Origin of the sequence: Streptomyces sp. R41 (assembly GCF_041053055.1) — a bacterium.
GTDB lineage: Bacteria > Actinomycetota > Actinomycetes > Streptomycetales > Streptomycetaceae > Streptomyces.
On the sequence record NZ_CP163443.1, the window covers coordinates 2,935,721 to 2,948,834 of the forward strand.

Genomic DNA, 13,114 nt, shown 5'->3' on the forward strand with positions numbered 1-13,114 from the left:
GGGGGGACAATGTATGGACGACCCGCCCTGGGGGCTCTTCTGCCCTTGGCAGGGGGTATGGCCGCACCCGAAGCGATACCCGGGATGCCTTTGGCCAAAGCCTTACAGGCCACCGCCGGAGTCGGTTTTCTGTTCTACTGCCTCACGGCGATCCTGATACTTCTGGCCCGGATACGGCTCCGTCGGCAAGCACCAAAAGTGCAGGTCAGTGCCGAGAGCAGTGATGATCACTGAGCTGCTGCTGTGGTCGAGCATCACCTTGATCGTGATGGCCGGCTGTTACAACACCAGTCTTTTCCTTCTCTCCAGGCGCAGAATACGCCGCGCCCGCGGCCCGCGTAGAGAACGCTTCTACGTATTTCTGCTTGCATGCCTCAACGAAGAGCAAGTGCTTTCCGAAAGCCTGGCGCGCATCACCTCTCTGCCCGCCGGGAATTTCATGGCGCTCGTCATCGACGACGCCTCGGACGACCGCACGGGTGAGATCGCGCTCGCCGCCGATCCCACCCGGGTCCGACTGCACCGGCGGACACTGCCGAACGCGCGGCGGGGCAAGGGTGCCGCGCTCAACGACGGCGTGCGTCATCTCAGGGAGTCCGGCCTGCTTGCCGGGCACGACCCCGACGACGTGGTGCTCTGCGTCGTCGACGCCGACGGACGGCTGGATCCGCACATCGTCCAGTCGGTGGACCCGTACTTCGATGATCCCCGTACGGGCGCGGTTCAGGTCTGCGTCCGTATGTACAACCGGGACCAGGGGCTCCTCGCCCGGATGCAGGACATGGAGTTCGTCGTCTACGGCGACGTGTTCCAGAGCGCGCGCCGCTTCATCGGCAGCGTCGGCATGGGCGGCAACGGACAGTTCATGCGGCTGTCGGCGCTCAACACCCTTGACGGCGACGGCCCCTGGAGCGACAGCCTCACCGAGGACCTCGACCTCGGGGTGCGGCTGCTCGCCAAGGGCTGGACGAACATGCACTGCACCACCGCCGCGGTGTCCCAGCAGGCCGTACTCGATCTGCGACGGCTGGTCCGCCAGCGATCCCGCTGGTTCCAGGGCCACTTGCAGTCGGCGAACCTCGTCCCGCTCATCCTGCGGGAGGTCCCGACCCGGGCAGCGCTGGATCTGCTCTACCACCTCTCCAGCCCGGTGCTCATCCTGCTCACCTCGCTGCTGCCGCTCTCCTTCCTCGTCGCCCTGGGCGCCACCACCGTGGCCTCGCTCCAGGTGGGACACCCGCTCGTCTCGCCCATGTGGCTGCTCGGCCCGTATCTGCTCTCGTTCACGGCCGCCTACACCTACGGCTTCGTGTACGCCAAGCGTGAGCGCGACCTCGGCCTGGTGCGCTCGGTCCTCCTCGCGCACGTCTTCATCTTCTACGGCTACATCTGGTTCGCCGCCGGCTGGTGGGGGTTCTGGCGGATGCTCACCGGCAAGCGGGGCTGGCTGAAGACCGCCAGGACCTGATGAGCACCGCCGGGATGTGAGCACCACGAGGCCTCGGTAAGTCCCGGGCAGCCCCGAGCTCCAGCGCGCCCGCTACCAGCCTCCTCCGTGCCTTCGTACGTCTCTCGTCACTCAACTCTGCTCTCTCATCACCGCTCTCTCATCACCCTCGCGCGACTGCGCTCGCGCATGCCCTAGGGGGGCTCATGTCCACACACCCGTCAGCCGTGCCCGTACGCGCCATGCTGGTGCTCGGGACCCGGCCGGAAGCGATCAAACTGGCGCCGGTGGCGCGCGCGATGACCACCGGCACGCAGTTCGAGCCGATCGTCGTCACCACCGGGCAGCACCGCGAGATGCTCCACCAGATGCTCGGACTGCTGGGGGTCGACGTCAGGGTCGCCCTCGACGTGATGCGCAGCCGCCAGCAGCTGTCCGAGCTGACCGCCCGCCTTGTCGGTGAACTGGGCGAGGTCATGCGTCAGCAGCGGCCCGACCTGGTCGTGGTGCAGGGGGACACCACGACCGCGCTCACCGGAGCGCTGGCCGCCTTCTACGAGAAGATCCCGGTTGCCCACGTCGAGGCCGGACTGCGTACCGGAGTGCTCGACAACCCCTTCCCCGAGGAGCTCAACCGCTGCCTCATCGGGCGCATCGCCCGCTGGCACTTCGCCCCGACACGCCGCGCGGCCCGGCACCTCACGGACGAGGGTGTTCCGGCGGAGCAGGTGTTCACCACCGGCAACACAGTGATCGACAACCTGCTGTGGGTGCTCGCGGAGGGCTCCGGGACCTCCGCGTTCCGCAGCGGCGCCAAGCGCATCCTGGTGACCCTGCACCGCAGGGAGAACCAGGGTGAGCGGATGCGCGGCATGGGCCGGGCGCTCGGCCGGCTCGCCGAGCGCGGGGACGTGGAGATCGTGCTGCCGCTGCACAAGAGCCCGGCCGTGCGGGAGTCCCTGCTGCCCGAACTCGAAGGCCGGGCCGGCATTTCGCTGATCGAGCCGCTGGACTACCTGGACTTCGCGGCGACGCTCGCCGAGTGCGATCTCGTCCTCACGGACTCCGGCGGCATCCAGGAGGAGGCCCCCAGTCTCAGCAAGCCCGCACTGGTGCTGCGCACCACCACCGAGCGCCCGGAGGCGGTGGAGGCGGGCGCGGCCCGACTCATCGGCACGGACCCGGACGTCATCGTGGGCGCCGCGACCACGCTGCTCGACGACCCGGCCGAGTACCGGCGGATGGCGCGCGCGGGCAACCCGTTCGGCGACGGACAGGCCGCGACCCGCGTACTCGCCCAACTGGCCGAGGACTTCGCCGCCGATGTACCCGTCACGGTCGCCGCTCCGAGGCCATACTCGACGGCATGACCTCGTCGCCTCCGCGCCCCCGATGGCGGATTCCGCTGAGTCCGCCGGAGCGCAGAGGACGTGTACTCGCCCTCCTGTCACTGGCCGCCGCGCTGACCGCGGTGCTCGCGATCACGCTGAGCCAGTGCCAGGGGGACGACGCGCCACCGCCGGAGCCCTGGGCCGACGGCTCCACGCACGGCCGCTGGTTCTCGGTGTTCAACGGCCATGGCACCAACAGCGGTGGGGACGACGCCCTTTCGCTCTCGCCCAGGGCGGCCGAGGACCCCGGTACGACGCACGCCGGGTTGATCGTGAGCACGACGTCGTACGGGGATCTGCGCTACGAGGCCCGGATGCGGACGGTCCGGCAGCTGCGCGACCCGGATCCCAACCCCTGGGAAGTGCCGTGGCTGGTCTGGGCGTACACCGACCCCGAGCACTTCTACTACATCACGCTCAAGCCGAACGGCTGGGAGCTCGGCAAACGGGACCCGGCCTACCCGGGCGGCCAGCGCTTCCTGGCGACCGGGCGGCAGAAGTACCCCGTGGGCAAGTGGTACGAGGTCGTGGTCGAACAGCGCGGTGCCGTACTCAAGGTCACGGTGGGCGACCGCCTCCTGGTGACCTTCACCGACACCGAACGCCCTTACACCCAGGGCAAGGTGGGCGCCTACACCGAGGACGCCACGGTGAAGTTCCAGGATCTGAAGGTGAGTTGACGAAACGCCAGCGGCGCCCGCCAACGTCCGGTCGGGGACAAGGCGAGCGCCGTGGTTGTTCCGTACGCCTTTGTACGGGACGTTTTTGAGTGACCGTCAGGTCACAGCCAGGGGGGTCAGACCATCAGCGAGCGGTCCGTCGGGCGGATCGGGGCCGGGAGGTCGCTGGCGCCGGTGAGGAAGCGGTCGACGCCGCGGGCGGCCGAGCGGCCCTCGGCGATCGCCCAGACGATCAGCGACTGGCCGCGACCGGCGTCACCGGCGACGTACACGCCGGGGACGTTCGTCGCGAACTCGGCGTCGCGTGCGATGTTGCCGCGCGCGTCGAGCTCCAGACCGAACTGGGAGACCACGCCGTTCTCGACGTCCGTCCCCGTGAAGCCCATGGCCAGCGTCACCAGCTGGGCGGGGATCTTGCGCTCCGTGCCCGGCTTCGGAGTCAGCTTGCCGTCGATGAACTCGACCTCGCTGAGGTGCAGCCACTGGACGTTGCCGTCCTCGTCTCCCTCGAAGTGGGTGGTCGAGACGGAGTAGACGCGCTCGCCGCCCTCCTCGTGCGCGGAGGTGACCTTGTAGAGCATCGGGAACGTCGGCCAGGGCTGGCCCGGGTTCCGCTCCTCGCCCGGTCGCGGCATGATCTCCAGCTGGGTGACCGAGGCCGCGCCCTGGCGGTGGGCGGTGCCCACGCAGTCCGCGCCCGTGTCGCCGCCGCCGATGACCACGACGTGCTTGCCCTCGGCCGTGATCGGGGGCGCCACGTAGTCGCCCTCCTGGACCTTGTTGGCCAGGGGCAGGTACTCCATCGCCTGGTGGATGCCGTTCAACTCCCGCCCGGGGACGGGGAGATCACGAGCGGTCGTCGCACCGGCGGCGATGACCACGGCGTCGTACCGCTTGCGCAGGTCCGTCGCCTTGAGGTCGCGGCCGATCTCGATGCCGGTACGGAAGCGGGTGCCCTCCGCGCGCATCTGCTCGATGCGGCGGTTGATGTGCCGCTTCTCCATCTTGAACTCGGGGATGCCGTAGCGCAGCAGGCCGCCGATGCGGTCGGCGCGCTCGTACACCGCGACCGTGTGGCCGGCCCGGGTCAGCTGCTGGGCGGCGGCGAGACCGGCGGGACCGGACCCGATGACCGCCACCGTCTTGCCCGACAGGCGCTCGGGGATCTGCGGGGCGACATCGCCCGTGTCCCACGCCTTGTCGATGATCGAGACCTCGACGTTCTTGATGGTCACGGCGGGCTGGTTGATACCGAGCACGCACGCCGACTCGCACGGAGCGGGGCACAGGCGGCCCGTGAACTCCGGGAAGTTGTTCGTGGCGTGCAGGCGCTCCGACGCGGCGGACCAGTCCTCGCGGTACGCGTAGTCGTTCCACTCGGGGATCAGGTTCCCCAGCGGACAGCCGTTGTGGCAGAACGGGATACCGCAGTCCATGCAGCGCGAGGCCTGCTTGGAGATGATCGGGAGCAGCGAGCCCGGAACGTAGACCTCGTTCCAGTCCTTGACGCGCTCGTCGACCGGGCGGGTCCGGGCGACCTCGCGGCCGTGGTTCAGAAAGCCCTTGGGATCAGCCATTGGTCGCCGCCTCCATCATCTTCTCGGTGATCTCGGACTCGGGGAGTCCGGCTCGCTCGGCGGCGTCCTTGGCGGCGAGCACTGCCTTGTACGTGCTGGGGATGATCTTGCTGAAGCGGTCCACGGAGACGGACCACTCGGCGAGGAGCTTCTCGGCGACCGTCGAACCGGTCTCCTCCGCATGACGGCGCACCACGTCGTGCAGCCACTGCTTGTCGGTGTCGTCGAGCTCCTCGACGGCGCCCACGTTGCCGACGTTCACGTTGTCGCGGTTCAGGTCGATGATGTACGCGATGCCGCCGGACATACCGGCCGCGAAGTTGCGGCCCGTCTCGCCGAGGACCACCGCGTGACCGCCGGTCATGTACTCGCAGCCGTGGTCGCCCACGCCCTCGGACACGACCGTCGCGCCGGAGTTGCGGACGCAGAAGCGCTCGCCGCTGCGGCCGCGCAGGAAGAGCTCGCCGCCCGTCGCGCCGTACGCGATGGTGTTGCCCGCGATCGTCGAGAACTCGGCGAGGTGGTCGGCGCCCCGGTCGGGACGGACGATCACCCGGCCGCCGGAGAGGCCCTTGCCGACGTAGTCGTTGGCGTCGCCCTCCAGGCGCAGCGTGACACCGCGCGGCAGGAAGGCGCCGAAGGACTGGCCCGCGGAACCCGTGAAGGTGATGTCGATGGTGTCGTCGGGCAGACCCGCGCCGCCGAACTTCTTCGTCACCTCGTGGCCGAGCATGGTGCCGACCGTGCGGTTGATGTTGCGGATGGCGACCTGGGCGCGGACCGGCTGAGCGTCGGTCGCGGAGTCCGCGGCCAGCGCGTCGGCGGCGAGCTTGATCAGCTCGTTGTCGAGCGCCTTCTCCAGGCCGTGGTCCTGTTCGACGACCTGGTGGAGCGGGGTGCCCTCGGGCAGCTCCGGCACGTAGAAGAGCGGGGACAGGTCCAGGCCCTGCGCCTTCCAGTGGTCGATCGCCTGCGCCACGTCGAGGGTCTCGGCGTGGCCGACGGCCTCCTCGATGGAGCGGAAGCCCAGCTCGGCGAGGATCTCGCGGACCTCTTCGGCGATGAAGTGGAAGAAGTTCACGACGTACTCGGCCTTGCCGGCGAAGCGGTCGCGAAGCACCGGGTTCTGCGTGGCGATGCCGACCGGGCAGGTGTCCAGGTGGCAGACGCGCATCATGACGCAGCCGGAGACGACGAGCGGCGCGGTCGCGAAACCGAACTCCTCGGCGCCCAGCAGCGCGGCGATGACGACGTCACGGCCGGTCTTCAGCTGGCCGTCGGTCTGGACGACGATGCGGTCGCGCAGGCCGTTGAGCAGCAGGGTCTGCTGGGTCTCGGCGAGACCGAGCTCCCAGGGTCCACCGGCGTGCTTGAGCGACGTCAGCGGCGAGGCACCCGTACCGCCGTCGTGGCCGGAAATGAGCACCACGTCCGCGTGCGCCTTCGACACACCCGCGGCGACCGTGCCGACGCCGACCTCGGAGACCAGCTTCACGTGGATGCGGGCCTGCGGGTTGGCGTTCTTGAGGTCGTGGATCAGCTGAGCCAGGTCCTCGATGGAGTAGATGTCGTGGTGCGGGGGCGGGGAGATCAGGCCCACGCCCGGGGTGCTGTGCCGGGTCTTGGCGACCCAGGGGTACACCTTGTGGCCGGGCAGCTGGCCGCCCTCGCCGGGCTTGGCACCCTGCGCCATCTTGATCTGGATGTCGTCGGCATTGACCAGGTACTCCGAGGTCACACCGAAGCGGCCGGAGGCGACCTGCTTGATGGACGAACGGCGCGCCGGGTCGTACAGCCGGTCCGCGTCCTCGCCGCCCTCACCGGTGTTGGACTTGCCGCCCAGCTGGTTCATGGCGATGGCGAGGGTCTCGTGCGCCTCCTTGGAGATGGAGCCGTACGACATGGCGCCGGTGGAGAAGCGCTTGACGATCTCGGAGACGGGCTCGACCTCGTCGATGGAGATCGAGGGGCGGTCCGACTTGAAGCCGAACAGGCCGCGCAGCGTCATCAGCCGCTCGGACTGCTCGTTCACGCGGTCCGTGTACTTCTTGAAGATGTCGTAGCGGTTGCTGCGCGTCGAGTGCTGGAGGCGGAAGACCGTCTCCGGGTCGAACAGGTGCGGCTCGCCCTCGCGGCGCCACTGGTACTCGCCGCCTATGTCGAGGGCGCGGTGCGCGGGCGCGATGCCGGAGGCCGGGTAGGCCTTGGCATGCCGGGCGGCGACCTCCTTGGCGATGACGTCGAGACCGGCGCCGCCGATCTTCGTGGCCGTGCCGTTGAAGTACTTCTCGACGAAGGCCTGGTCGAGACCGACGGCCTCGAAGACCTGGGCGCCGCGGTAGGAGGCGACGGTCGAGATGCCCATCTTGGACATGACCTTCAGGACGCCCTTGCCGAGCGCGTAGATCAGGTTGCGGATGGCCTGCTCGGGCTCGATGCCCTGCAGGAAGGTGCCCGCGCGGACCAGGTCCTCGACGGACTCCATCGCCAGGTACGGGTTGACCGCCGCGGCGCCGAAGCCGATGAGCAGGGCCACGTGGTGGACCTCGCGGACATCGCCCGCCTCGACCAGCAGGCCCACCTGGGTGCGCTGCTTGGTGCGGATGAGGTGGTGGTGGACGGCCGCGGTGAGCAGCAGCGACGGGATCGGCGCGTGCTCGGCGTCCGAGTGGCGGTCCGACAGGACGATCAGCCGGGCGCCGTTCTCGATGGCGGCGTCGGCCTCGGCGCAGATCTCCTCGATGCGCGCGGCGAGGGAGTCACCGCCGCCGGAGACCCGGTACAGGCCGGACAGGGTCGCGGCCTTCATGCCGGGCATGTCGCCGTCGGCGTTGATGTGGATGAGCTTGGCCAGCTCGTCGTTGTCGATCACCGGGAAGGGCAGGGTGACCGAGCGGCACGAAGCGGCGGTCGGTTCCAGGAGGTTGCTCGCGGGACCGAGAGACGAGCGCAGCGAGGTGACGAGCTCCTCGCGGATGGCGTCCAGCGGCGGGTTGGTGACCTGCGCGAAGAGCTGGGTGAAGTAGTCGAAGAGCAGCCGCGGGCGTTCGGACAGGGCCGCGATCGGCGAGTCCGTGCCCATGGAGCCCAGCGGCTCACCGGCGGTCTTGGCCATCGGCGCGAGGATGATGCGCAGCTCTTCCTCGGTGTAGCCGAAGGTCTGCTGGCGACGGGTCACCGAGGCGTGGGTGTGCACGATGTGCTCGCGCTCGGGCAGGTCGGAGAGCTCGATCTCCCCGGCCTCCAGCCACTCCGCGTACGGCTTCTCGGCGGCGAGACCGGCCTTGATCTCGTCGTCCTCGATGATGCGGTGCTCGACGGTGTCGACGAGGAACATCTTGCCGGGCTGCAGCCGGCCCTTGCGGACGACCTTCGCGGGGTCGATGTCGAGGACGCCGACCTCGGAGCCAAGGACGACGAGGCCCTCGTCGGTGACCCAGTAGCGGCCGGGGCGCAGGCCGTTGCGGTCGAGGACCGCGCCGACCTGGGAGCCGTCGGTGAACGTGACACAGGCCGGGCCGTCCCAGGGCTCCATCATCGTGGAGTGGAACTGGTAGAAGGCGCGCCGGGCCGGGTCCATGGAGTCGTGGTTCTCCCACGCCTCCGGGATCATCATCAGCACGGAGTGCGGCAGCGAACGGCCGCCCAGGTGCAGCAGTTCGAGCACCTCGTCGAAGGAGGCCGAGTCGGAGGCGTCCGGCGTACAGACCGGGAAGATCCGCTCCAGGCCCTTGTCACCGAAGAGGTCGGAGACCAGCTGGGACTCGCGGGCGCGCATCCAGTTGCGGTTGCCCTTGACCGTGTTGATCTCGCCGTTGTGCGCGACGAAGCGGTACGGGTGGGCGAGCGGCCAGCTCGGGAAGGTGTTGGTGGAGAACCGGGAGTGCACGAGCGCGATCGCGGAGGCGAAGCGGCGGTCGGACAGGTCCGGGAAGAAGGGCTCCAGCTGGCCGGTGGTCAGCATGCCCTTGTAGACGATGGTGCGCGCGGAGAGCGACGGGAAGTAGACACCGACCTCGCGCTCGGCGCGCTTGCGCAGCACGAAGGCCTTGCGGTCGAGGTCGATACCCTCCGAGGCCGACTCGCCGTCGGCAACGAAGACCTGGCGGAAGACGGGCATCGTCGAGCGGGCGGTGGCGCCGAGGAGTTCGGGGGCGACCGGGACCTCGCGCCAGCCGAGGACGGTGAGGCCCTCGCCGGCGGCGATCGTCTCGATCTGTGAGACGGCGGCGTCGGCGCCGTCCTCGGGCAGGAAGGCGATACCTACCGCGTACGCACCAGCCTGGGGCAGTTCAAATCCGGCCACCTCGCGGAAGAAGGCGTCGGGAACCTGGGAGAGAATGCCGGCGCCGTCACCGGAGTCGGGCTCGGACCCGGTGGCACCGCGGTGCTCCAGGTTGCGCAGAACCGTGAGCGCCTGCTCGACCAGCGCGTGGCTCGCCTCGCCGGTGAGGGTGGCCACGAAGCCGACGCCACAGGCGTCGTGCTCGTTGCGGGGGTCGTACATACCCTGCGCAGCAGGGCGAGCATCCATGAAGGACCAGTTCTGGCCGTTCGTGGAGTGCTGGGACGGCTGGCGCGGCGTACGCATCGGCTCTCCCGTCGTCGTCGTGGCATATGACATCTGCCGAGGGACGACGTTGGCCCTCTGCTGGGGTGCAAAATTTCACGCAGGTTACATGATGGAGCGATTCTCGGGAACCGGATACCGCGTTCCAACATGCGGACACCGCGGGGTGGCGGCGCGGGCACCGCGCTCGGCGGTGGAGTTAAGGGGACCTAAGCGGACAGATCAGTGTCCGTCGGTCCGGTTCGCGGCAGACTTCGTCGCCCGCTACGAGAGGTGCGGCGCAGGCGTCATTGCCCGAGGCGCTTACGGCTCATGCCCAGTGGTTAAGGAATCGAAACCGCCGAGTAACGGCTACTTATGCAGTCCCTTGCATAGGTGCTCGAGTCATCATCCTACGGCGGTACCGAACAAGCTGCCCAGGACGTACGTCACACCGGCCGCGGCACCCCCGAGAGCGAGCTGTCGCAGCCCGCTGAACCACCAGGAACGCGCGGTCACCTTGGCCACGACGGCGCCGCACGCGAAGAGCCCGATCAGCGCGAGCAGCAGCGCGGGCCACAGGACGGTCGCGCCGAGCAGATACGGCAGTACGGGGAGCAGGGCGCCGAGCGCGAAGGAGCCGAAGCTCGACACGGCGGCGACGGTCGGGGAGGGCAGGTCGCCCGGGTCTATGCCCAGCTCCTCGCGCGCGTGGATCTCCAGGGCCTGCTCGGGATCGCGGGAGAGCTGCCTGGCGACCTCCAGCGCGAGCTCGGGCTCGACGCCACGGGCCTGGTAGAGCTCGGCGAGCTCGCGCTCCTCGTCCTTGGGGTGCTTGCGCAACTCCCTTCTCTCCACGTCGAGTTCGGCCTCGACGAGTTCGCGCTGCGAGGCGACGGAGGTGTACTCGCCGGCGGCCATGGAGAAGGCGCCCGCGGCGAGACCCGCGAGCCCGGTGATGACGATGGTCTGATGGGAGACGGACCCGCCGGCGACGCCGGTCATCAGGGCGAGGTTGGACACGAGCCCGTCCATCGCGCCGAACACGGCCGGGCGCAGCCATCCGCCGTTCACATCCCGGTGGGTGTGGTTGTCGCGGTGCGCCTCGTGCAGTGTCGCTTCGGTCTCGATGATGGCCATGCCGGTCCCCCAGGACGCTTGATTGGACTGCTTCCACTTTTCGACAACTCCGAAAGTACGCCTGGTATTTCTCTCTCGCCAGCAAGGAAAGGCTGCGCTTACCTGCACCTTTACGCTGTTTCGCTCATCCGTGAACGATCATGCGCAGATGTCGACCGGGTGACGCTGGGGCTCGCGAGGCTCCTGTCAACCGCCAATGTGGGACAGATCCGCAAAGGGTTCCGCGCGCCGAGCTCCGCACACCGAGCTCCGCGTCCTGACAGGGGCCCTGAGAGGAGAGGCACGTATGGCTTCCATCGCCTGCATTCCCTCGGTCCCGGCGCCCGGGGACGCCGCCGATCTCCGCGAACGGGCGCGCGGTGCGCTGCTCGGACTCGCCGTCGGGGACGCGCTCGGCGCGCCCGCCGAGAACATGAAGCCGTCGGAGATCCGTGCGAAGTGGGGCCGGATCACGGGGTACGTCGACGAGCACCCGGCCGGGACGGACGACACCGAGTACGCGATCTTCTCGGGCCTGCTGCTGGCCCGGCACGGTTCGGCGCTCACCGTGGCCCATGTCGAGTCGGCCTGGCACCAGTGGATCGCGGACCGTGACGAGGGCCCGTTCCGCGGCGCGGGCTTCAGTGAGCGGGGCACGCTGGAAAACCTGCGCCGAGGCCTGGCCGCCCCCATCTCGGCGCAACACCGGCACGCCTGGAGCGACGGCCTGGCCATGCGCGCGGCCCCCTTCGGCGTCTTCGCGGCGGGCCGTCCCGCCGAAGCCGCCCGGCTCGTGGCGATCGACGGCTCGGTGAGCCACGACGGTGAGGGCATCTACGGCGGCCAGGCGGTCGCGGCGGGCGTCGCGGCGGCCATGGCGGGCGCCCCCACGATCGCGGTGGTCGCCTCCGCGCTCGCGGTGATCCCGGACGACTCCTGGACGGCCCGCTCGCTGCGCCGGGCGGTCGCCGTCGCCCACCGCGGCGAGCGTGCGGTCCGCTCCGCGGTCGTCATCGGCGGCTACCCCTGGACGGACCTCGCCCCGGAGGCCGTCGCCCTCGCCTTCGGCGCGTACGCGGCCGCCGACGGCTCCTTCACCGAGTCCGTGCTCACCGCCGTGAACATGGGCCGCGACGCGGACACGACGGCCGCGGTCGCGGGCGCGCTGGCCGGCGCCACACGCGGCGCCTCGTCGATCCCACCCGCCTGGGCGGCGGCGATCGGCCCGGCCCGGGGCAGCTGCCTGCCCTCCATGGAGGGCCACCACGTACTGGACGTGGCGGCCCTGCTGACACCGGGGGACGACGGGAAGTGGGCGGCCGGGGGGCTCCTACGAGGTGCGGGTGCGGGTCCCGGTGGGTTCGTACGAGATCCGGGGGGCGAGTGGGCGCCCCCCGACCCGGGCGGATACGTGCTGCCCGCCCCGGACAGGTACGCCCTGCCCTACGCGCAGGCGAACGCGCTTCCCGTGGCGGACGCCTACGTACTCGCCACCGATGACGACGAGGTACGACCGTGAGGCCCGGCCTGGTCGGAGACGAACCCGGAGAGGGCACCGGCGAGGGAGCGGGCGCGGGCGCCGACTCCGCGACGGAGGCCGGGACCCCGCGACCACCGGTCCCAACGGAGCCCGCCGGCACGACGGAGCCCGACACGGCGGAGCCCGCCGGCACGACGGAGCGCGACATGACGGAGCCCGCCGGCACGACGGAACCCTGGGCGGATGAGCCCCTCGCGGAGGCGCTCGCCACGATGACGTCACGCTTGGCGGAATCCGGCATGGAGGAAGCCCTCGCGGCGATGCTCGGCAGGGCGACATCCCGCTCGGCGACCCCCCACGCGAACGAAGCCCACGCCGAGCCACTCGGCACGGCGACATCCCGCTCGGCGACCCTCCACGCGAAGGAAGCCCTCGCGGAGATGCTCGGCGGGGCGACATCCCGCGCGGCGACGCCCCGCACGGACGAAGCCCTCGCAGAGCCACTCGGCACAACGGCACCCGGCACGGCCAAGCCCCACGCGAACGAAGCCCACGCCGAGCCACTCGGCAAGGCGACGCCCGGCATGGCAATGCACCGCTCAGCCGAGCCCCGTACGGAGAAACCCGGCACAGCAGCGCCCCCCACGGCAGCGCCTCGCTCAGTCGAGCCCTGCCCGGAGGAACCCGTCGCCGAGCCACTCGGCACCACGACACCCCACTCAGCGACGCCTCGCATGCAGCAAGCCCTCGCCAAGCCACTCGGCACGACGACGCCCCACTCGGCGAAACCCCGCACGAAGCAAGCCCTCGCCAAGCCACTCGGCACAACGACGCCCCACTCGGCGAAACCCCGCACGAAGCAAGCCCTCGT

At 69.9% G+C, this 13,114-nt stretch carries 7 protein-coding genes; 4 read left to right on the plus strand and 3 right to left on the minus strand.

Annotated features, from left to right (window positions below; genetic code table 11):
* Nucleotides 1-268: 268 nt before the first annotated feature.
* The 3 genes from AB5J53_RS13785 to AB5J53_RS13795 all read left to right on the plus strand — a co-directional run bounded on the left by AB5J53_RS13785 (nt 269) and on the right by AB5J53_RS13795 (nt 3,518).
* Nucleotides 269-1,468 carry a glycosyltransferase gene (locus tag AB5J53_RS13785; RefSeq protein WP_369252218.1) on the plus strand — a complete coding sequence of 400 codons (1,200 nt, stop codon included), beginning with the start codon at nt 269-271 and terminating at the stop codon, nt 1,466-1,468.
* 185 nt (nt 1,469-1,653) lie between these two features.
* Nucleotides 1,654-2,817 (plus strand): non-hydrolyzing UDP-N-acetylglucosamine 2-epimerase, encoded by a 1,164-nt coding sequence (gene wecB / locus AB5J53_RS13790; RefSeq protein WP_369245922.1) that lies wholly within the window; start codon nt 1,654-1,656, stop codon nt 2,815-2,817.
* The gene (locus AB5J53_RS13795) at nt 2,814-3,518 is read left to right on the plus strand and encodes a family 16 glycoside hydrolase (protein ID WP_369245923.1); all 705 of its coding nucleotides are present in this window, start codon (nt 2,814-2,816) and stop codon (nt 3,516-3,518) included. The genes wecB and AB5J53_RS13795 overlap by 4 nt, the downstream gene beginning before the upstream one ends.
* Before the next feature lie 116 nt (nt 3,519-3,634).
* Here AB5J53_RS13795 and AB5J53_RS13800 read toward each other — a convergent pair whose 3' ends face one another.
* The 3 genes from AB5J53_RS13800 to AB5J53_RS13810 form a co-directional block, all read right to left on the minus strand.
* Nucleotides 3,635-5,095: a glutamate synthase subunit beta gene (locus AB5J53_RS13800; RefSeq protein ID WP_369245924.1), complete on the minus strand. Its 1,461-nt coding sequence runs from the start codon at nt 5,093-5,095 to the stop codon at nt 3,635-3,637.
* Nucleotides 5,088-9,686, minus strand: a complete 4,599-nt coding sequence (gene gltB, locus AB5J53_RS13805) for a glutamate synthase large subunit (RefSeq protein WP_369245925.1) — start codon at nt 9,684-9,686, stop codon at nt 5,088-5,090. The genes AB5J53_RS13800 and gltB overlap by 8 nt, the downstream gene beginning before the upstream one ends.
* A gap of 366 nt (nt 9,687-10,052) precedes the next feature.
* Nucleotides 10,053-10,784 (minus strand): VIT1/CCC1 transporter family protein, encoded by a 732-nt coding sequence (locus tag AB5J53_RS13810; protein ID WP_369245926.1) that lies wholly within the window; start codon nt 10,782-10,784, stop codon nt 10,053-10,055.
* Nucleotides 10,785-11,070: 286 nt separating this feature from the next.
* Between AB5J53_RS13810 and AB5J53_RS13815 the strand changes: the two genes are divergently transcribed.
* Nucleotides 11,071-12,282, plus strand: coding sequence for an ADP-ribosylglycohydrolase family protein (locus AB5J53_RS13815; protein ID WP_369245927.1), 1,212 nt, complete (start codon nt 11,071-11,073; stop codon nt 12,280-12,282).
* Nucleotides 12,283-13,114 lie beyond the last annotated feature (832 nt).